Genomic DNA, 20011 nt, shown 5'->3' with positions numbered 1-20011 from the left:
TATATCCGCCAAGATTTTCTTATGAAATAGCTAGCATTGGTTGAAGAAAATGTCAAGCCTCGGGAGGACAATTGGGGTTCAGATTGCAAGCAACATAGCAGCTCTCATTATAATTGTAGCAATCATTTCAGCGCTTTTGGTATACTACAGTCAAATTATACTGCAAGGCGTTGTTACAGAGATGGTTCAAGAATATGCGCGACAGTTAGCCAGAAACCCCACGATCTCACTAGAGCAGAAGCAACAGCTTATTAACATGTATCAGCAGAGCTTGATGGTGAGATTCGGGCTGGTCGGAAACCCCATCTCCAAAGTTTATCACATGATGATAAACGTTCTCACGCTGAACCTCGGAAACGCTAGGCATATCTATATGGGGGACTCAGCCTCGATTAGCTCTCAGATTCTATTTGCATTGAAGAACACTCTCATCCTCTTCTTCACAGCAACAGTTATATCGACGTTGCTTGGTCTGGGTCTAGGGCTGTATGCTGCTAGAAGGCCTCATGGAATCGTTGACAACCTGGTCTCATTCTTTGCTATACTATCTTCAAGCCTGCCGATGTGGTGGGTGGGAATGATAATGCTCTTGGTATTTGCCTTCTGGAATCACTGGTTCCCAACCCAGAGCCTCCCGGTTTACTTTGCAGTGCAGCAACTGTCTCAAGCATACCATGCCGGTAGTATCTCAACTCTGACTTACGTCCTCGAATACATCAAAGCGTGGCTCTACTACATGACTCTGCCCCTTTTAACAGTGATCTTAGTAAGCGTAGGAGGATGGGCATACATAGTCAGGAATATCGTCATTGGAAAAATGGCAGAAGATTTTGTCATGACTGCCAGAGCAAAAGGCCTCTCAGAAAGGAGAGTTCTGTTTGGCCATGTCTTGAGGGCGGCAAGCCCACCAATTGTTACAACTGCCGTGCTCAACATAATTGTAAGCCTGGGGGGTGCGATAATAACCGAAACGGTGTTCGGATGGCCTGGAATGGGGTTGCTGTTCTGGATAGCCATAACCAATAGTGAACCCATGCTGATAGCGGGAAACGTGTACATCACAGTTCTACTCTTCATTTTGGCTGTGATAGTGCTGAACATACTCTATGTATTCCTCGATCCAAGGATAAAGACTTCAGGAGGGCAGCAGGTATTCTGAGGTGGAATGAATGGCAGGCAGGTCTACGCAAAGCGGGATAAGAAGATTCTTCGGGGACTTGAGGAGGACGAAAGTCGGCATAGTAGGCTTCACTCTCTTGTTAATTTTTTTGGGCTTGACTATTCTCTTTCCATATATAGGAAACATGAAGGACATAAACAATTGGAACAATCTTCAGTACTGGCAGGACAATCCGAAGGCTGTCCCCCCCTGCTGGGCTGCTGGAAACGTCTTCAAAACTCAAGAAATCAAAGGAGGAGAATCGACACAAAACTTCCACTTTGCGAGAGGAACAGCGGACAACTTCACATATGAGAGCTTTTCATTCATCTATGAAGTTCAGAGTGCTCCTCCTAAAGAGATCATCCTGCGCTTCATTGGGAACTACTCATCTCCCACATACGTCTACATGGTTTTGAACAGGCCTGACAATACCTCACTTGTGCTGACAGGCCCTCTCTTCAGCGAGGAGACCTCGGTGATGGACATATTCGGGGTTCCCCCGAGCAAATATTCAGGTGAGCTCAGGATCCCGCTGTCAACCTATACGAACAACATGATGACAGTGAACAACTACATAGGGCCATGGCTTCAGGAAAACAACGTTACAGTGCAGCTTCAAGATCTCTACAGACTCCCCAGCGTTGCCTTCAATGTCATGCATGAAGTGCTAACTCCAGATCTCTTGAAGACAACCAATGCTACATATCTCCCAGGCAGATACAACCTAACTGTTACTTTTTACAGCGAGGACAGCAATATGAGCTTTGAGCTAGAAGAATTCATAGCCCTCGGAGGTTGCTATGGAGTCTTCGGAACCGATGCTGCTGGAAGAGATTTGTGGATGGGTCTTCTATATGGAATAAGGTGGGCTCTCATAATAGGGTTCAGCGTCAGCGTCATTTCTGTCCTATTCGGCGGAATCTACGGGGTCATTGGCGGCTACTTTGGAGGAAAAACGGATGAGATATTGCTCAGGACAGCTCAGGTGTTCTACTCGATACCAGTCCTTCCAATACTGATACTATTGGCCATAATATTCCAACCATCCATATGGAATGTGATAAGCATGCTGATAATCTTCGGCTGGCCATCCACAGCTATAGTTACTAGGAGCATGGCTCTTCAAATTAAAGAGGAGACATATGTCGAGGCTGCCAAGGCCTTGGGTGCCGGCTCATCGAGAATTCTCTTCCGATACATCCTGCCGCAGGTTCTTCCATATCTATTCGCAAGCATGGCCCTCAGCGTCCCCGGAGCAATACTAACGGAGGCGAGCCTCAGCTTTTTGGGGGCTGGGAGACCCCAGCATAGTGACATGGGGAAGGATATTGAATGATGCCGAGAAGGGCAGCGCGACAATCAATGGGTATTGGTGGTGGGTATTGCCCCCAGGTCTAATGATCACATTGGTTGGGATGACTTTCATATTCATCGGGCAGGCGCTCGATCTAATACTCAACCCCAAGCTCAGGAGGTGAAGCTGATGACAACAGTCCTCGAAGTATCCAATTTGAGCACTAGCTATATGACATTCCGGGGAGTAGTTAAAGCCGTGGAAAAGGTCAATCTGAAGCTGGAGAAGGAAGAGGTACTGGGTATAGCAGGAGAGAGCGGCTGCGGAAAATCCACACTCGCATGGAGCCTGATGGGGCTCGTCCCCCCACCAGGGAAGATCGTTGAAGGCTCAGTGATTATAGATGGCATCGATATACTGAAGCTTCCAGAAGAGGAGAGGAGGAAAAAGATCCTCTGGGAAAAAATAAGTATGGTTTTTCAGGGGGCAATAAATTCGCTCAACCCAGTCTACACAATCGGCTATCAGCTGGCTGAGCCGCTGATATACCATAGAAACTACACCAAGAAAGAGGCTCTCGAGAGGGTAAGAGAGCTGCTGAAGATGGTAGGCCTGAACCCAGAGCTAGAGAAGAGATATCCTCACGAGCTCAGCGGAGGAATGAAGCAGAGGGCAGTCATCGCCATGGCCCTTGCGTTGGAGCCTACAGTCGTTATAGCAGATGAGCCCACCACTGCGCTCGATGTGGTCATCCAGTCTCAAATTCTCAATCTGATGAAAAAGCTCAAGCAGGAGAAGAAGCTGAGCTTTATACTGATCACGCACGATATGAGCGTAATTGCGGAAATGGCCGACAAGGTTGCCATAATGTATGCCGGAAGAATAGTCGAATATGGCCCCTCAGACATCATATTCAACAGGCCTTATCACCCCTACACAAGGTTGCTTATAAAGAGCATACCCAGACTAAGAGGACCGATAGAGAAGCTCCACTACATTCCAGGAGAGCCGCCAAACCTGATATCTGCGCCTCCAGGGTGCAGGTTCAACCCAAGGTGCCCCGAAGCAGAAGATATCTGCAGAGAAAAGGAGCCAGACCTGATCGAAGTGGAGAAGGGGCACTTCGTGAGGTGTTGGTTGTATGCTAAAAATCATAAATCGAGCGGTGGTGCCTAATGTCTCGCCACGACCCTGAGCTGGATGAAATATTCCAGGCCAACAGAGATCTCCTTCTCATGGTCAACAGCTTGAAGGTCTGGTTTCCGCTGAAGAGGGGAATAGGAGAGATACTGAGGAGGAAGCCTCAAAGATACGTAAAAGCAGTAGACTCTGTGTCATTCTTTGTGCGCGAAGGGGAGACCTTCTGCTTGGCAGGAGAGAGCGGCTGCGGAAAGACTACAACAGGTAAAGCACTGCTCAGGCTGGTTCCAATTACGAGCGGAAACGCTCTATTCAGGTCGAGACCGGAAACGATCGAAGATTTGAAGAAAAATGGCATCGATGTCGATGGTAAGGACTATGTAGATATATTTGCAATCCCTCCTAAAAAAGTGAAGCCTGTCAGGAAAGATATACAAATAATCTACCAAGATCCCTATGGAAGCTTGAATCCGAGATACAGAATAGGAGACATTCTCAAGGAACCCATGATTATTCACAAGGTTGAGCTGAGCGAAGAGGAAAAAATGGAGAGGGTTTATAAAGTTCTGGAGACGGTGAAGCTCAAGCCTCCAGAGGACTTCGTAGACAGATTTCCGCACCAGCTTTCAGGAGGCCAGAGGCAGAGAATAGCAATAGCCAAAGCGCTCATAATGAATCCTAAACTCATAGTCGCTGACGAGCCTGTTTCGATGCTTGATGTCTCGATAAGAGCAGAGATGCTTGAGCTGTTCCTGAATATAAAGAAAGAGAGGAATCTGAGCTACATATTCATAACTCACGATCTTGCTGTGTCCAGATACATCTGCGACAGAATAGCCATAATGTATTTGGGAAGAATTGTCGAGATGGGTGATACGAGGAGAATAATAGAAGATCCTCTGCATCCCTATACAAAGGCACTCGTAGCAGCGATACCTGAACCTGATCCTTCGAACAGATTAAGGTTGAGAAACGTCCCTATAAAGGGAGAAGTGCCGAGCGCGGCAAACATCCCTCCAGGCTGCCGCTTCCATCCAAGGTGTGTTGCCTTCGATGAGAACCTCGATAAGCTTAAAGATAAATGCCCTGTAATGGATCCTCCCTATTTCATCTCTGAAGATGGCAGATATGTGAACTGCTGGTTGTACGAAAAGTGGAAGAAAATAGAAAGAACAAAGGACTTTTTCACCTGAACTTCTTCTTAAAATAAGCCTGCTGGGGTTCATTCTAAAGCTTTTTCAAAACGTCCTTCCCCTTCTTCATTACTCGATTAAACTACTGAAAGCCGTAAAAATTGAAAGAACTGCTTTTGGCTTCTTACTGACCAGATAAAAAATGATATAGCAGTTAATCCGTTGTCTATGTGCTTTCGAACCAAGCTGGAAAAGCGAAACTACGGCAGAAAAAGCTCCTTTTTGCTTATCAGCAGGTTCATCATGTCTTCGAGTTTCTTGAGGGAGGGTTCATGAATTCTGATTTTCCCATCTTTATTAGTCCTTGACGCTGGTACGGCATACAGGCCTTCTATCTCCAAAAAACCTTCCTTCGGTAGCAGTTCCCTGTATAAATAGCTGAGGAACGAAGACTTTTTATTAGAAATGTCATGCTGGAAGCCTGTGCCAACTAAACCTCCGAAAAGCAATCTGTTCATTTCTGAGCGGAGAAACTTCCACGTGAAGCCTTTTTCAGAGGGTTCAATCAAGGCTTCGGCGGCCGTTTCTCCTTCTCTCAAAAAAGCTTCAAGAAATCTTTCGTCGAAACATTTTTTCATTTTGACTTTCATCGGCTCGAAGCTTGGTTTCCAGCTTTCCTCTACAGCCTGAACCAGGAAAATCCTCTCTTCTGGCGGAAGCTGGCATATCAAGCTGTTTTCGATTACATACTTCTTTCTCCTGCCCTTGTCAGAGACGAGAAAAGCTACTATGTTTAGACCAAAGATTTCTTCCATAAGTCATCAAGCCTTATCTTATGGACTACTAAGCACAATACCCTTCTATAAAAACTTCTTCTTACAGTGGAGCATTGTTTTTGTTACTTGAGACAATCGTTTTTAAACATTGCTATAAAAGTTCGGAGTGATATGGCGTAATCGCTCCGGTATAGATAAAAGAACAATCTAAAAAACAGGAAGGAAAGCTTTCTCAAAATCAGAACAGAACTAGAAATGAAATTGATTAATAAAAATTAAACAGTCCTAATTAAGAGGTAAGGTATGGGCTCAGCTCGCATTTCCGATGCAAAAAGTTAAAGTTAAATACGACTTATATCTAAAGCATTTAAGTCAAAAGTTAAAAGAGGAGAAGCCATGTCTGTACGTTTCCCAGAAGAGAAAGCAGGAATAGTTGGATGGGGGAGCTACTTTCCAATTTACAGGCTATCTGTTTCTGAAATTGAGAGGCAGTGGGGCTTTCCTCCAGGCACAGGAAGCGGGCTGGGAATGATTGAAAAAGCCGTTGCATCTTCCGATGAAGATGCTGTAACCATGGGATATGAGGCTTCAAGGAACGCCATCTTGAGGGCGGAAATCGATCCAAAAAAGATAGGCGCCGTCTTTTTCGGTACAGAATCGAAGCCTTATGCTGTGAAGCCAAGCGCAACAATAATTGCCGAAGCTTTTGGAATAACTCCAGCTACTATGGCAAGCGACTTGGAGTTCGCATGCAGAGCTGCCAGTGAAGGAATTATGGCCTCAATTGGTCTTGTTTCTTCCGGAATGCTGGAATATGCTCTCGTTGTTGGGAGCGACACTGCGCAGGCCAATCCGGGGGACGTACTCGAATTCACGGCAAGTAGCGGAGCAACGGCGTTCGTTATAGGGCCGAAGCAAGAGTCTGCTGCCTACTTCGAAGCCTCCTTCTCGTACATTACTGATACACCAGATTTCTGGCGGAGGGGCCTCAGCCCATACCCCTTGCATGGAGAAGCCTTCACAGGAGATCCTGCATATTTCGATCACATAATCAATGCGGTAAAAGGGCTCATGGAAAAAACAGGACTTAGGCCCAGCGACTTCGATTATGCAGTTTTTCACCAGCCGAATGGAAAGTTTCCGCTGAAAGTTGGGGAGAAGCTCGGGATTCCGAAGGAGAAGATTATACCCGGACTGCTAACTCCGTATATAGGAAACACTTACAATGGCTCAGCTATCTCAGGCCTCAGCCACCTGCTTGATACGGTGAAAGTTGGAAGCAGGATTCTGTTGGCTCCATTCGGGAGTGGGGCAGGAAGCGATGCATACAGCATTGTTGTGACCGATAAGGTCGAAAGCAGGAGGAAGCTAGCTCCCACAGCCGCACACTACATTAACAGAAAAGTGAACATCACATATTCGGAATATGCTAAGTTCAGAAGCTTGATCAGAAGAATAGGGGGTAGTTGAAGATGAGAGTCTTCGTTACAGGTTACGGGATGGTGAAGATCTCCAGATGGTTCACTGACTCTCTGGAAGATCTGGCTTTCAGATCTTTCGAAAATATGATTGCCAGACTTGATGAACAGCTTCAGTTTGATGCACTTATAGTTTCCAATTCCTTTGGATGTATGATGCAGACCCAGAACATTCTCTCTGGCGCTATAGCAGAAGATTTGGGAATTTTGGGAAAGCCAGTGCTTTCAGTTGAGAATGGTGGAGCAGGAGGAGCTTCGGCAGTGCTTCTTGCGACGTCTCTAATTAAAGCTGGCATTGCTAATGATGTACTGGTAATAGGCGTCGAGAAGATGACTGATTACACGAGCGCCTTCGTAAATCATGCTCTCTCGACACTGGTAAATTCGGAACATGAAGCGTTTCATGGAGCAACACCTGCCTCCATTTTTGCTCTCATGACTAGAAGCTATCTCAGAAAGTTCGGCTTCAGTGAAGACGCTCTAGATGAGTGGCCTGTGCTCATGCATGAAAATGCTCTCGACGTCCCCCACGCTCAGCTGCGCTTCAGAATTGCGAAAGAGCAAGTAAGAGCTTCCGAGATTGTTTCAGAGCCGCTGAGAGTGTTGCATTCTCCCCCGATCGGAGACGGAGCCGCTGCTCTACTGATTTCCGGAGAAAATTCTAAAATAGAGAAAGATAAGAGGCTGGCTGAAATAAAGGGGGTCTATTTATCCTCGCACCTGATGGAGCTCTCTCTCAGAGAAAATATCGAAGAATTTCCAGCTCTGAGACCAGTCAGAGATATGTTGGAGAAAAGCGCGTCAACTTCAGCAAAGGAGTTGGACATCATCGATGTATCAGACGATTACGTGGTGCCTGCCCCGATTATACTTGAGGAGCTAGGGATTTCAGAGAGGGGCAGAGGATTGAAAGACATACAAGAGGGAAGATTCAGGCCTGGAGATAAACCATCAGTCAATCTTACCGGGGGAACGAAGGCGAGAGGTCATCCGTATGGTGCTACTGGTGTCTATCAAATCGCGGAGCTCGTCTCTCTCCTTTCAGATGGAAAGGTGAAAAATTCACCAATCAGCGGAGAGAGGGGTCTCGCAGTCTCCATGGGGGGAGCAGGAGCGGTTTTTGGAGCTGTTCTGTTGGAAAAGGCATGAGGTGGTGGTGAAAAATGGAGAAGCTATCAATATCAAGATTTTGGAGAATAAGGAAACTGCACTATACATTTTCATACACAAAATGCAAAAAATGCGGGTATGCTTTCTATCCTCCAAAGCATTCTTGTCCGAAATGCGGTTCGAAGCATCTTGAACTCAAGATTCCGCCGAGGGAAGGAGAACTCATAACATGGACAAAGGTCTATGAGGTTCCCTTCTATTTTGACGATGAGAAGCCGATTTATCTTGGTCTTGTGAAGCTGGGCGAAGTGAAAATAATGGCACCAATTGCCGATGTGACAGATGAGAAGCAACTCAAGGAAGGGGCGAGAGTTGAGACAGTGCTCCGCAGAATCAAAGAAGATGGAGAGAGCGGATTGATTTACTACGGTCTCAAGTTCAGATTGCTGTGATTTTCTCTCAAACACAGGGGAATTCTTTTTTGAGGAAGTAGGGATTCGAAAAAATACTTCGCCCTTTTTCCCGGAAGCATTTATGAACAAATGCGAAGTAATCTAAAGAATTGAAACCTCCTTTTTAGGTCAGTCCAAAAGTGTTAGTCAATTCTTTTAAGAGGTCAATTAAATAAGCATATTAAATATGCTCTACCCCCTAATTCGTTAACTGGAGAGGAAGCAGGGTTGTTTGAAAGCATAGCAGCGCTCGTAAATCAGTATGGATTGTGGGGAGTATTCCTAGCCAGCTTCATAGGAAATGCTATACCATATTCTGCTGTTCCCTATGTAGCTTTCATATTGGCTTATTCTGCAACCTCCAGCTTAGAAAGCTACCTAGCAGTCTCCTTAGCAGGCGGCCTCGGCGCTACTTTGGGGAAAATTCTAATATTTTTGGCCTCCCGCATTGGACGAAAGACTCTTTCAGAAGAGACCAAAGAAAACGCTGAATATTTCGTATCTCTCATGAAAAGGAAGTATATGGGATTTCTCATAATCGCTCTTTTTGCTATTACGCCTCTGCCTGATGATGTGATTTATGTACCTCTAGGCATAGCGGGTTACGAGTTTCTGAGCTTCGTTCTGGGCGTCTTCATAGGAAAGTTCTTCCTTGTGCTCCTGGTTTTCATGCTGGGTAAAAGTGCTTATTCTATACTTGAGATCTCGTTCAACTCTCACTACGTATGGCTTGGATTATTTCTGCTTGTTCTTGCGACTTTTTATCTGATTTTAATGGTCTTTTACCTGGATTGGAAAAAGGTCATACTTACCTTGACTGAGAAGGGGCTGAAAGAAGCTCTGCTTCAATTCCTCAAAGAAACATATCTTATATTGACCTTCAGGCATCAGAATTTGAGAAAGAAGCTGTTCAAAAGGAATTAGCTCAAAATTCTCCCTTTTCTATCTTCTCAATTGCTAGTTTTTTAGCTGCTTGGAAGTCAAGTTCGAACTTCGAATCCAGCGGGATCTCATGAAGCAAGGGCTTTATGCTCCCGTCTTCTAGTTCAACTAGAAGCTGAGGGAGTCCTGCCATTCCAAATTCATCTGTAACTCCGTGCTCTATGGCGAAAACGTAGTCCTCGATTTTTACTTCAAGCTCTACCTCCAGCTGGTCTGCAAGCTCCTTAGACATGCTCAACCACTGCTTGTGGTATGGGTGATGCTCGGCTGTTACAAGTATGAGCTTTTTAGGCTTAACCATATTTCATTCACCTGAAACTTTTCAAGCTCTCTATAAAAAACAAGCTATATTAACATATCGATTTGAGCATAAAATAGAGCTAATAGAGCTGCTATTCGGTGCATGCTCATTTACCGCACAGAAGAAATTAAATTAGCAAGTTTGGATCAACCAAAAGTAAAAGCAAAGGGAAAACTCGATGAATAAACTAGAAGTACCGAGGGGTTTCAGGGACTTTCCACCAGAAGTCATGCGGGTCAGACTTGAGGTTATTGATAAGGTGAGAAAGGTCTTCGAGAGAGCAGGTTTTCCACCAATGGATACTCCTTCTTTGGAATATTGGGAAACTCTGGCGGGAAAATACGGTGAAGAGGCCGAAGAGAAGCTGATATGGAGATTCAAGGATCCATTCAGTGAAAAAGAATACGCGCTTCGATATGACTTGACCGTCCCTCTCGCGCGGTACATTTCTCAGCACCCTGAGATTCAGCTGCCCTTCAAAAGGCATCAAATCTCACTGGTTTGGAGGCATGAAGAACCTCAGAGAGGGAGGTATAGAGAATTTCTCCAAGCCGACATAGATACAGTAGGCTCACCGTATATTGAGGCTGACGCCGAAATAATAAATACCATTTCCATGTGCCTTGAAGAGTTAGGTTTGAGCGACTTTATCGTGAGAATCAACCACAGAGGGGTCCTCGGAGATTTCATAGAAAGGATGTATGGTGAAAAAGCTCCATACATTCTCAGGACGATCGATAAGTTGGATAAAATTGGAGAAGATGGCGTGAAGAGAGAGCTCAGGAACTTGGGGTTAACAGAAGAGCAAACAGAAAGGATATCATCCATGTTCGTGAAGTCTAAACTCGAAGATGTTGGAAATCTGCTTGCTGCCTTTGGTAATGAAAGTGCCGACAAGTACGGGGCCATCTTCGAAGAGCTGGGGAAACTACTCTACTACAAAGATAAGGCGATTTTCGATTTCAGCCTGGTCAGGGGGCTGGACTACTATACTGGTATAATCTTTGAAATCGTACTGAAAGAAGGTAGCCCGGGTTCAGTCGCTGGCGGAGGAAGATATGATAATTTGATTGGGAAGTTCAGAGGAGAAACTCTACCATCCACCGGGGGAAGCCTTGGAATAGAGAGAGTCATCGATGTCATGGTGGAGAGAGGGTTAGTCAAGCTTGAATCGTTCATACCTGGCGTTTATGTGATTGTCCTCGAGGAGGAGGCCTTCTCGAAGGGTTGGCAGTTTTTAATGGAGCTAAGAAAGAGAGGGATAACTGCGGAGATGGATTTGATGAGGCGTTCCCCCTCCAAGCAGAAGAAAAGGTTGAACCTCCTCAATTATATGTACGCGGTATATATAGGGAAGAAGGAACTTGAAACAAACAAGATAACGGTTTTTGACAGAGTTAAAGGCATCAGAACGGAGATAGAAGTAGAAAGTTCGATAGAATTCATAAAAGAGGGGCTCAGGAAGTGAAGAAGCTGTCTGAAGCAAGAAGTGGAGAGAGCGTGATAGTCGTAGGCATTGAAGGAGGAGAGGGATTGAAGATAAAGCTGTCCCGCTTAGGTATAATACCAGGCACAGAAGTCCAAGTAAAAAAGAATTCAATTGGTCCGATAATTGTAGAAGTGAGAGGAGTCAATATTGCTATAGGAAGGGGAATGGCTCAGAAAATAATCGTTGAAGATAAAGGTTTATCACATTTGACAGAAAAAGCATCACCATACAGCGATGCATCAGAGCAGGCTTGACTTTGACCTCCTCCCTGCCCTGAAGGGAGAAAGATCCCCTCGAGCTGTTTACTGGTTTGGAGGTGCATATCTTTCCATTTATCTCCGGGCCAGGTCTCCAGCTCATTACCTAGGCTTTTGTCGTTGTAAAAATGAATGCGTTCCAATACTCTTATTTTTCAAAATTTCAGATAGTTTTTCAGTGGTAAGGTTGAAAGGGTGAACAAACAGTTGGTAGACCTCAAGACGCTCTCTGCAAATCTTCCAAAGACGAAAAAGGTCTATTTAACAGACTCCTATGCTAAAGAAATTGATAGCGAAGTGTTATTTGTGAGTTGCGAGAGGAATAGGCGGTGCTATATCGTTCTGAAAGAGACTATTTTTCATCCTCAGGGCGGGGGACAGCCAAGCGATACTGGAACTGTGACAGGAGGATCATTTGATTTTCAAGTGAAGAAGGTTTTGGAGGAAAGCGGCGTAGTCTTTCACTACGGTTCTTTGACCTCAGGGAGCATCGCGGGAATTTCCGGTAAGGTGCACTTAAAGCTGGACTGGGAAAGGAGATATAGGATAATGAAATCGCATACTGCGGGACATATATTGGACTACGCTGTAAATAGATTCATGAAAGCAAATGTGGAAACTGTTTCTGCTAATCATTCGCACGAGACTTCCTATGTCAAGTACAAACTTCCGCCCTCCATCAGCCTCGATTTGGCAGAAATAGAGAAAATATCTAACGAAGTAGTGAAGTCCTGTATACCAGTGAAGGTGCTGAACATAAAGAGAGATGAAATTCAAGGCGTGCTCAGAGGAGCCCCGAACTTTGAGAGGCTCCCGTTACTCGAGGAGTACAGAGTTGTTGAGATTGTGGGAATTAACTCGATCCCCTGCTCAGGGACACATGTTTCAAATACATGTGAGATAGGTTCCATAAAGATTGCTGGCACGAGCTCAGATGAAAGCGGAATTGCTGTCTACTATGATGTTGCTTGAGAATATTTATTTTATAATATTTGCAAAAATATTAAGAAAATTCTTGAACTTTGTATCTCATTAAAAAAAGATCAACAATAAAAATAAATATTTTAATTTTATAACAATGCATAAAAGAAAATAACAAGGTTGAAGAGGGATGCTGGAGCTAATTTTTCATGGCAGAGGCGGCCAGGGAGCAGTAACTTCTTCGGAAATTTTAGCATCTGCGGCGAATAAAGAGGGCTACGAAGCTCAAGCATTCTCATTCTTTGGTGCAGAAAGGAGAGGAGCTCCAGTTTTCGCTTTCTTCAGAATGGACACTAAGAAAATACTGAAGCATGGCATGTTTTTCAAAGCAGACGGCTTAGTAGTCCTGGACAGCAGCCTTTTCTATTTCCCAGATATAAAGAAGGTTGAGCTTAGGGATAACGGCATTATTCTGGTGAACTCGGAGCCTGGAAAGGGAAAGGAGCTCTCTAAAGCTGTTAAAATGGAGGGGAAAGCTAGGCTCTTCACCGTCAACGCTACAAAGATAGCCATAGAGCACAACCTTGTACTTGCAGGCTGGCCCCTGGTGAATACTCCAATATTGGGAGCCCTGATAAAGATAATGGGAAGGCCGTCGCTTGAGTCTCTTGAAAGTGCCGTGAGAGAGAAGTTTTCCGGTCCATTAGCGAACTTGAATGTCCAAGCAGTCAAGGAGGCATTCGACAGCGTTCATGATGAAGGTGAGGTTCATGCCTCTTAGACTTGAAATCATAAGAACGCAGGATATGCTACCTCTCTCCCACCCAGATAAGGGATCTGCCGGAAAAACCGGAAGCTGGAGGATAAAGCGACCGGTTGTGGATAACAGCAAATGCACCAGGTGCTTCCTCTGCGAAATCTACTGTCCAGGAAATGTGATTGAAGTGAGAAAAGATGGAGTGCAGATCGACCTCGACTACTGCAAGGGATGCGGAGTCTGCATGAGGGTCTGCCCGCAGAAAGCGATAGAAATGGTCCCCGAGAATGTGGAGGTGGTCAAAAGATGATTGAAGTTCAGAAAAAAGCAGAAAGGAAAGTCATGACTGGCAACCATGCTGTTGCCTATGCAGCAAAACTCTCCAGGGTAAAGGTCGTATCAGCATATCCTATCACTCCCCAAACTTCAATAGTAGAAAAGCTTTCAGAGTTCATTGAGAGAGGAGAACTAGATGCTCGAATAATCAAGGTGGAATCTGAGCACAGTGCTCTGGCTGCAGTTTATGGTGCCGCGGTTGCAGGGGCCAGAACCTTCACAGCAACATCCAGCCACGGCCTCCTCTACATGCACGAGTGGATCCACTGGTTCAGCAGGTCTAGAATTCCAGCAGTGATGGCTGTTGTTACCAGAACTATTGGGCCTCCATGGAATATATGGCCAGATCACTCCGATTTTATGGACCAGAGAGACACTGGCTGGATCATGTCGTTTGGAATGGATAATCAGGAAGTGCTGGACCTCGTAATTCAAGCATTCAAAATAAGCGAGGATCCCCGAGTTTATCTCCCCGTCATGGTAGGACTCGAGGGCTTCATCCTGGGAGGCACGGCGATGCCTGTAGAGCTGCCTCCAGAAGAAGAAGTTTCATCTTTCCTGGGGGACAGAAGGCAGCCGTACTCAGTAACGGAAGACCGAATTTCCATCGGTAATCTGACCTCGCCTGAGGATACTGAAAGGATGCAGATGGATATGCAGAGGGCCATGTCTAGAGCCAAAGATGTAATAAAAGAAGTAGATGCTGAATATGGCAGGATCTTCGGGAGGAGCTATGGAGGGCTTGTGAGCTGCTACAAATGCGAGAACTCCGATTTCGCTGTTGTAACAATGGGAGCGTGGAGCGGAGATGCTATGGAAGCTGTGGACCTCCTGAGAGATGAGGGCATAAATGCTGGTCTGCTCAGAATAAGATATGTCAGGCCTTTCCCGAAAGAAGAAGTCCGCGAAATGCTCCTGAAAAACAAGCTTGTATTGGTGTTCGACCGGAGCATTAGCTTCGGCAACTTCGGGCCGTTATTCGAAGATGTGGCGGCTTCTTCAATAAATATCAAGAAAAAAGCGGAGCTGGCGAACGTAATAGCAGGCTTAGGAGGGGTGAATGTCACTACAGAGGATTTTGTGAGAGTCGTGAAGAGAAACATAGAGAAGCTAGAGGCTGGGGGAGAGATAGATCCGCTTCAGTGGTACCACATTGGTGAGGTGATGAGCTATTAGTCTTGTGAAGCCGAAAATATTGGGAAACTATAAGGATCATATCTATCCTGGAGATGCTTCATGCCCCGGTTGCCCAATACCGATAGGACTTAAATTGGTGGCGAGCGCTACAGAGGGAAAGGCGATACTGGTTGTTCCTGCATGCTGTACTTCCGTAGTTATGGGCACAGCGCCTAAAACAGCTGTTAATATGCCCGTTGTTCACGTTCCATTTGCTAGTGCTGCAGCTGTCGCAAGCGGCATCAGGGAGTCTCTGCTCATCGAAGGGAAGGATGACATACATGTAATAGCGTGGGCTGGAGACGGAGGGACTGCCGACATAGGGATGGCTTCGCTGAGCGGGGCAGCAGAGAGGAACTCAGATATAATCTACATAATGTACGATAATGAGGCTTACATGAACACAGGTATTCAGAGGAGCAGTTCTACTCCAAGGGGTGCCTGGACAACAACAACTCCGATCAAGGGCAAACTGGAGGAAAAGAAAGATGTTGCGAAGATTATGATCGCACATGAAGTTCCCTATGTGGCTACAGCCAGCATTGCATACCCACATGACTTCCACAACAAGCTTCTGAAAGCCCTGAAGATCAGAGGATTCAGATTTATTCATCTGCACTCACCCTGTCCAGTCGGGTGGAGATTCGATGATTCCCTGACAGTAGATATTGCCAAGGCAGCGGTTGAGACCGGGATGTGGATCCTCTATGAATATAGAAACGGAAAAATCGAAATATCCAATCCCAGCAAATATCTCATCGCGAACAACGCATTCAAGCCCATAGAAGAATACTTGAAGATGCAGGGCAGATTTTCCAACATAACCGATGAAGTGCTGAAAGACCTCTACGATCAGAGAAGCAAAAATATCGAATGGTTGAAAAGGTACATTTGATTTTTTTAAATGAATCAGCTTAGATTTTCACATTGGAAAACTCGCATGTTTATGATTTGTTGCTGCAGAACTCCAAAAGCTCCCAAAAAGCTCTTGAAAAAACAAGAGATCTTCATCTCTGGATGTTCTTGAAGACATTTCTGAGCAGGCCCAGATCAATTTCAGCTACTCCAACCGGATACTTTATCTGCATTTCCGTCAAAATGTGCGGATGAACCTCCCCCACCACTCCTACCGGTATGTCTTCAGCAATTATAGTAGCGGCCCTGCCTTCGATCAGGTAACCAACATTGCTCTTTCTGAACCTAACGTTGATTCCAAAGTGAGAGAGCAGCGAAAAAGCAGGTGCTTGTATTTCTTCAAAGCTCAGCTCATCTTTCATTACAGCCATAGCCAAAGATTTTCCCTGGATTAGCTTGCCATCTCTGAGGTGAGCAAAGTCCCCAATTTCAAAAATCTTGAGAGGTAGCTCAACATGCTGATTCTCTTTCAATATATACAGGAGCGAGGATGATAGGTTTGGCCTTATCCACTGCATTTCTTCCGAAACTGGGTTTCTGATTTTCAAAAGCTCGGCATTTCCTTTGAAGAGCTCCGCATGAGTGCCGAGAGCAATGAAGGAGTGGACTTCCTGAAATCCCAAACCTATCAGTGTCATCCTGAGAACTCTGCTTAGGGAAGTTATTTCGTCTACGGAACCCTCTGTCTTGTAGTTTGGGGGGACTGCCGGGAGGTTTTCATAGCCATATGACATTGCTATATCCTCTACAAGATCAATTGGATGCAATATATCGAGTCTATACTCCGGGACAACGACTTTCAAAGAACCTTCAGGCTGCAATTCCTCAACGCCGAACCGCATTTTCAGAAGATGCTTTATTACCACATCTCTGCTCAGCTCAAATCCCAGCGTTTTTGTAACCAAATCTCTGCTCATGGAGAGGGAGAATCTAGACAGAAGCGGATCGATTCTTAGCAAACTGCCGGGCTGAGAGTATATTTTAACTCTTTCAATCGAACTTCCCTTGTGCTCGTTCATCAAGCTACTTATCAGATCAAGCGTTTTAACAACTGAATTCAGGTCGGTTCCCGTTACATCGATCAATAGATCTTTCGTTGAGGGCTCGAGTCTGGTTATATCCGAATTTATGACAGGCGGAAGGCTTATGATCTCTCCACCTTCAGATAAAATGGCTGGGTGCGCGCCTCCTAAAAGTGAGAGATCACCGTAGCTTTTCCCCTGAGGCGTCTCTCTGAGCACATCTTTTATTTTCATTCTCTTCGGATTGTCTAGAGGGATCATTTCAGTGTCGAGGGGAACCATGCTGTAGATGAGGGAATGCCCCTCTATTTTTTTCAAATCATGGATGCCTATCGCGACTTTCTTTCTTCTTCTCCCAATTGTGATGTGGAGCTTCTCTTGAAACTGGATGAGCTCCTTCAACCCCTCTTCTCCAAGGGAAACATTTCTCACCACACCAACTGCTATAAAGGGTCTGCTTGGAACCTCGGAAACTTTGACGGAGAAAGCGGAGTCCCCAACTTTTGGTTGGAAGAGGCCAATTTCCACTTCGAGAAGTCCCTTTATTGCCCTTGCCAGCCCTTCAGAAGTGAACAGGTCAGGCCTGTCGCTGTTGACCTCAACCTCTATATGGGAATCATCGACAACTTTTGATTCCGATTTTAAATTAAACAATATCGCTTCCAGTCTGCTGGGCTGGATTTTTTCCCCCGTAAGCTCGCCCAACCTTTCAATGTTTATATAGACTACCGGCACGGCTTATCACCCCTCACATCAGCTTCAAGGCTTTTCTTGCGAGAGCTTCTCTGAGAAAGGTCACATCCCTTGAGTAAAGCTTCCTTATGTCATCTACATCCAGCAGGGCCATCGCCAATCTATCCAGCCCCATCCCCCAAGCACCGACAGGAACCTTTGTTCCAGTGATCTCGAGAACTTCGGGTCTGAACAATCCAGCACCGAAAACTTCAACCCATCCTAGATTCCCTATTTTGACGTATCCCTCTACGCTTGGTTCGGTGAAGGGAAAGTACGCCGGCTTGAACTTCACCTCTCTCAAACCCATCATCTCGAAAAACTCCACAATAGCCCCGAGGAGAGACGAGAAGCTCATCTCTTCCCCGCCGATGATGGCATCGAGCTGATAAAACTCCGGCAGGTGTCTTGAATCGATGAGATCCGGTCTGAAGACTTTCCCTATGGAGAAGTACTTGAAAGGTGGCTTGGGATTTGTAGCCAGGATTCTGGCGGAAACAGCTGTCATCTGCGTCCTGAGGATAGCCCTTCTAGCGTTCTCTATTTTCCAGCTACCCCCCCACCCTCTGCTTCCTGAGCTTCCACCCTTCTCATGAACTTCTCTTACTCTTCTTATGAGCACTTCATCAGCTTCCAACGACTCGAACTCATGATGCAACCAGAACGTATCGTGGATCTCTCTTGAAGGGTGATCTTGAGCTTGGAACAATACATCAAAATTCCAAAATTCGCTTTCCACTATTGGTCCGCTTGCTTCTCTGAAGCCCAGGAATTTCAGAATGTCCTTTATCTTCTCTATGAAGAGAATGTAGAAGTGAGGAGCGCCGGGGAAGACTCTTGCGGGAAGGGCTTCAACATTATACTCCCTGAAGATCATGTTTCTCCATTTACCTGAAGTGAGATCGCGAGAGGTCAGTTTAACAATGAAATCTCCGGTTTCTTCAAGCGCTTTCTTCGCTACTGGCATCTCCGCCTTGACTTTCTTTATCTTATCTATCTCTTTCTTCACCAGGCCTCTTCGAATCAGAACTTCAATCCTCTTTTCCGCTTCTTCTGATAGCGGCTCTCCCCTGTAAATAGCATCGAGCGCTCTTTTATCTTCCGAAAGCTCGTTTAATCTTTCCTTGTTTAGAAGCACCACATTATCTCTGATATCAACTATTCCTCTCTTCTTCGCTGCCCCCAAGGCTATTTGAAGCTCCTTTTTACCAATCCTCTCCTCGATGGCTGATATTGGAAGAGGACCGTGAGTCAACAGCAGAGAGACAAGTTTTTCTTCCGGCAAACCTTCCATTAGAGATTTCTTCCCTTCTTCGGTCAGCTTGTATTCGATCTTGTAGCTAACTTCTTCTCTTACCATTCCCTTTGACTTCAGGAGCTCAATCAGAGCATTAACAGTGCTCTCAGGGATGCCCGATAATTTAGACAATTCCGCTGTTTCGATCTCTCCTGGAATATTGACCAGCACTGAAAGGAGCTTCTTCTCGCTCTCGCTGAGCACTATCCTCTCCATGGGAAACAGCCTTCTCTTTTTTTTAACCGAAACTCAATATCATACTGCTGATTAAAAATATTAACTGAAGGCGATTTAGAACGAGAGAGGTGCTTCCTTTGAAGCTCGGAATTATTGGAGCTGGCTACATGGGACAGGCGCATGCGAGAGTTCTCAGCGAAATAGGACCAAAGTACGGCCACACACTCTCCTTCGTAGTCGAACCAGACGAGCAGAGAGGAAAGGCTGTTGCTTCAAAATACGGGATCAAATGGTATAGATCCTTGGATGAACTGCTGAAGAGCGAAAATGAGAAATTCATCCCGTTTATATCTTCTCCAACTTCCACACATCTTGAAATCCTCGAGAAGCTCCTGGATGCTGGACTTGATTACATGTTTATAGAAAAGCCCCTCGGGGATGATGTTAAAAGGGCTGAAGCAATTGCATCACGCTATCCGAGGAGCCTTTTGGAAAAAATCATGATTGGCCACATAGAAAGATTCAATCCAGCTTATCTTGAGCTGAAAGAGGTTCTATCTGAAGGGATCTTGGGAAGCCTGATAACGGTGAACTCCAGGAGAGTTGGCCCGTTCACAGTCAGGATCGTCGATGTAGGAGTGGTTCTCGATCTAGCCATTCACGACATCGACCTATCTCTGGATTTGGCAGGTGGCAGAGCTCCAGAAAAGATCCTGTCGTTCGTTTACTATCGATACTCTGATAAGCATGAAGATTCATGCTATATCTTATTTGACTACGGTAGCCACATACACACAATCGAAGCCAACAGAGTCACACCATATAAGGAGAGGAAGGCAATTATAACTGGGACCAACGGGGTTGCTCAGCTGGATTTCATGCAACAGACCCTTGAGATTTATACAGGAAAGTGGAAGATGGAAAGGATGATACAGAAGAAGGAACCATTGATGGTCGAAGATGAGGAATTCCTCAAAGCAGTTAGCGCTCAGACTAAAGCGCCGGTTTCATTTCTCGAAGGACTGCGCAACCTGAGGATAGCATTTGAAATTTTAGAAAAGAAAAAGAGAAATGGTTCGAATTGAAAAATCTTTAGCATCTATAGCTTCAATCCTCACATCAAAAGCTGACCTCCTTCTCATTC

21 protein-coding genes are annotated in these 20011 nt (G+C 45.4%); 17 read left to right on the top strand and 4 right to left on the bottom strand.

All coding sequences use genetic code 11. The features are described from left to right. Positions 1 to 49: 49 nt before the first annotated feature. Genes ACLGLO_RS07745 through ACLGLO_RS07725 form a run of 5 tightly spaced genes read left to right on the top strand, consistent with a single transcriptional unit; the run spans position 50 to position 4789 of the window. The gene (locus tag ACLGLO_RS07745) at positions 50 to 1159 is read left to right on the top strand and encodes an ABC transporter permease (protein WP_492128313.1); all 1110 of its coding nucleotides are present in this window, start codon (positions 50 to 52) and stop codon (positions 1157 to 1159) included. Positions 1160 to 1169: 10 nt separating this feature from the next. Next, on the top strand, positions 1170 to 2498 hold the full coding sequence (locus ACLGLO_RS07740; protein WP_492128312.1) for an ABC transporter permease: 1329 nt from the start codon (positions 1170 to 1172) through the stop codon (positions 2496 to 2498). Next, positions 2491 to 2640: a hypothetical protein gene (locus tag ACLGLO_RS07735; RefSeq protein ID WP_492128311.1), complete on the top strand. Its 150-nt coding sequence runs from the start codon at positions 2491 to 2493 to the stop codon at positions 2638 to 2640. The genes ACLGLO_RS07740 and ACLGLO_RS07735 overlap by 8 nt, the downstream gene beginning before the upstream one ends. Positions 2641 to 2642: 2 nt before the next feature. After that, positions 2643 to 3632: an ABC transporter ATP-binding protein gene (locus ACLGLO_RS07730; protein ID WP_492129175.1), complete on the top strand. Its 990-nt coding sequence runs from the start codon at positions 2643 to 2645 to the stop codon at positions 3630 to 3632. Continuing rightward, on the top strand, positions 3632 to 4789 hold the full coding sequence (locus ACLGLO_RS07725) for an ABC transporter ATP-binding protein (protein ID WP_492128310.1): 1158 nt from the start codon (positions 3632 to 3634) through the stop codon (positions 4787 to 4789). The genes ACLGLO_RS07730 and ACLGLO_RS07725 overlap by 1 nt, the downstream gene beginning before the upstream one ends. Positions 4790 to 4989: 200 nt before the next feature. Here the strand turns inward: ACLGLO_RS07725 and ACLGLO_RS07720 are convergent, their stop codons facing one another. Beyond that, a complete protein-coding gene (locus tag ACLGLO_RS07720; protein WP_492128309.1) occupies positions 4990 to 5328 on the bottom strand; it encodes a hypothetical protein in 339 nt (112 codons plus the stop codon). A gap of 573 nt (positions 5329 to 5901) precedes the next feature. On the opposite strand from ACLGLO_RS07720, the gene ACLGLO_RS07715 reads away from it, so the two are divergent. The 4 genes from ACLGLO_RS07715 (at position 5902) to ACLGLO_RS07700 (ending at position 9469) form a co-directional block, all read left to right on the top strand. Further along, on the top strand, positions 5902 to 6975 hold the full coding sequence (locus tag ACLGLO_RS07715; RefSeq protein ID WP_492128308.1) for a hydroxymethylglutaryl-CoA synthase: 1074 nt from the start codon (positions 5902 to 5904) through the stop codon (positions 6973 to 6975). 2 nt (positions 6976 to 6977) lie between these two features. Continuing rightward, a complete protein-coding gene (locus ACLGLO_RS07710; protein ID WP_492129174.1) occupies positions 6978 to 8132 on the top strand; it encodes a thiolase family protein in 1155 nt (384 codons plus the stop codon). Between the two features lie 14 nt (positions 8133 to 8146). After that, positions 8147 to 8545 carry a Zn-ribbon domain-containing OB-fold protein gene (locus ACLGLO_RS07705; protein ID WP_492128307.1) on the top strand — a complete coding sequence of 133 codons (399 nt, stop codon included), beginning with the start codon at positions 8147 to 8149 and terminating at the stop codon, positions 8543 to 8545. Between the two features lie 228 nt (positions 8546 to 8773). After that, on the top strand, positions 8774 to 9469 hold the full coding sequence (locus tag ACLGLO_RS07700; protein WP_492128306.1) for a DedA family protein: 696 nt from the start codon (positions 8774 to 8776) through the stop codon (positions 9467 to 9469). 1 nt (position 9470) lies between these two features. Here ACLGLO_RS07700 and ACLGLO_RS07695 read toward each other — a convergent pair whose 3' ends face one another. Continuing rightward, positions 9471 to 9788, bottom strand: a complete 318-nt coding sequence (locus tag ACLGLO_RS07695; protein WP_492128305.1) for a hypothetical protein — start codon at positions 9786 to 9788, stop codon at positions 9471 to 9473. 178 nt (positions 9789 to 9966) lie between these two features. Between ACLGLO_RS07695 and hisS the strand changes: the two genes are divergently transcribed. From hisS to ACLGLO_RS07660, 7 genes are all read left to right on the top strand, one after another. Next, a complete protein-coding gene (gene hisS / locus ACLGLO_RS07690) occupies positions 9967 to 11256 on the top strand; it encodes a histidine--tRNA ligase (RefSeq protein ID WP_492128304.1) in 1290 nt (429 codons plus the stop codon). After that, positions 11253 to 11531 (top strand): FeoA family protein, encoded by a 279-nt coding sequence (locus ACLGLO_RS07685; RefSeq protein WP_492128303.1) that lies wholly within the window; start codon positions 11253 to 11255, stop codon positions 11529 to 11531. The genes hisS and ACLGLO_RS07685 overlap by 4 nt, the downstream gene beginning before the upstream one ends. A gap of 198 nt (positions 11532 to 11729) precedes the next feature. Beyond that, positions 11730 to 12506 (top strand): alanyl-tRNA editing protein, encoded by a 777-nt coding sequence (locus ACLGLO_RS07680; protein WP_492128302.1) that lies wholly within the window; start codon positions 11730 to 11732, stop codon positions 12504 to 12506. A gap of 139 nt (positions 12507 to 12645) precedes the next feature. Next, on the top strand, positions 12646 to 13236 hold the full coding sequence (locus ACLGLO_RS07675; protein ID WP_492128301.1) for a 2-oxoacid:acceptor oxidoreductase family protein: 591 nt from the start codon (positions 12646 to 12648) through the stop codon (positions 13234 to 13236). Continuing rightward, entirely contained in the window at positions 13226 to 13522 is a 297-nt protein-coding gene (locus tag ACLGLO_RS07670; protein WP_492128300.1) for a 4Fe-4S binding protein, read from the top strand. The genes ACLGLO_RS07675 and ACLGLO_RS07670 overlap by 11 nt, the downstream gene beginning before the upstream one ends. Continuing rightward, positions 13519 to 14724, top strand: a complete 1206-nt coding sequence (locus ACLGLO_RS07665) for a transketolase C-terminal domain-containing protein (protein ID WP_492128299.1) — start codon at positions 13519 to 13521, stop codon at positions 14722 to 14724. The genes ACLGLO_RS07670 and ACLGLO_RS07665 overlap by 4 nt, the downstream gene beginning before the upstream one ends. 19 nt (positions 14725 to 14743) lie before the next feature. Continuing rightward, positions 14744 to 15619 carry a 3-methyl-2-oxobutanoate dehydrogenase subunit beta gene (locus ACLGLO_RS07660; RefSeq protein WP_492128298.1) on the top strand — a complete coding sequence of 292 codons (876 nt, stop codon included), beginning with the start codon at positions 14744 to 14746 and terminating at the stop codon, positions 15617 to 15619. Positions 15620 to 15731: 112 nt separating this feature from the next. On the opposite strand, the gene pheT is transcribed toward ACLGLO_RS07660, so the two are convergent. After that, a complete protein-coding gene (pheT, locus tag ACLGLO_RS07655) occupies positions 15732 to 17396 on the bottom strand; it encodes a phenylalanine--tRNA ligase subunit beta (protein WP_492128297.1) in 1665 nt (554 codons plus the stop codon). Between the two features lie 13 nt (positions 17397 to 17409). Next, a complete protein-coding gene (pheS, locus tag ACLGLO_RS07650) occupies positions 17410 to 18906 on the bottom strand; it encodes a phenylalanine--tRNA ligase subunit alpha (RefSeq protein WP_492128296.1) in 1497 nt (498 codons plus the stop codon). 98 nt (positions 18907 to 19004) lie between these two features. On the opposite strand from pheS, the gene ACLGLO_RS07645 reads away from it, so the two are divergent. Continuing rightward, positions 19005 to 19952, top strand: coding sequence for a Gfo/Idh/MocA family oxidoreductase (locus tag ACLGLO_RS07645; RefSeq protein ID WP_492128295.1), 948 nt, complete (start codon positions 19005 to 19007; stop codon positions 19950 to 19952). Positions 19953 to 20011 lie beyond the last annotated feature (59 nt).

This window comes from Fervidicoccus sp. SLHALR4 (assembly GCF_058692745.1).
Note: the sequence above shows the minus strand (reverse complement) of the source record. Positions and strands in the feature narration are given on the sequence as shown.

Coding starts and splice junctions, on each gene's coding strand:
- ACLGLO_RS07745 (WP_492128313.1), top strand. CDS start 50: ATGTCAAGCCTCGGGAGGACAATTGGGGTTCAGATTGCAAGCAACATA.
- ACLGLO_RS07740 (WP_492128312.1), top strand. CDS start 1,170: ATGGCAGGCAGGTCTACGCAAAGCGGGATAAGAAGATTCTTCGGGGAC.
- ACLGLO_RS07725 (WP_492128310.1), top strand. CDS start 3,632: ATGTCTCGCCACGACCCTGAGCTGGATGAAATATTCCAGGCCAACAGA.
- ACLGLO_RS07715 (WP_492128308.1), top strand. CDS start 5,902: ATGTCTGTACGTTTCCCAGAAGAGAAAGCAGGAATAGTTGGATGGGGG.
- ACLGLO_RS07710 (WP_492129174.1), top strand. CDS start 6,978: ATGAGAGTCTTCGTTACAGGTTACGGGATGGTGAAGATCTCCAGATGG.
- ACLGLO_RS07705 (WP_492128307.1), top strand. CDS start 8,147: ATGGAGAAGCTATCAATATCAAGATTTTGGAGAATAAGGAAACTGCAC.
- ACLGLO_RS07695 (WP_492128305.1), bottom strand. CDS start 9,788: ATGGTTAAGCCTAAAAAGCTCATACTTGTAACAGCCGAGCATCACCCA.
- hisS (WP_492128304.1), top strand. CDS start 9,967: ATGAATAAACTAGAAGTACCGAGGGGTTTCAGGGACTTTCCACCAGAA.
- ACLGLO_RS07675 (WP_492128301.1), top strand. CDS start 12,646: ATGCTGGAGCTAATTTTTCATGGCAGAGGCGGCCAGGGAGCAGTAACT.
- ACLGLO_RS07670 (WP_492128300.1), top strand. CDS start 13,226: ATGCCTCTTAGACTTGAAATCATAAGAACGCAGGATATGCTACCTCTC.
- ACLGLO_RS07665 (WP_492128299.1), top strand. CDS start 13,519: ATGATTGAAGTTCAGAAAAAAGCAGAAAGGAAAGTCATGACTGGCAAC.
- pheS (WP_492128296.1), bottom strand. CDS start 18,906: ATGGAGAGGATAGTGCTCAGCGAGAGCGAGAAGAAGCTCCTTTCAGTG.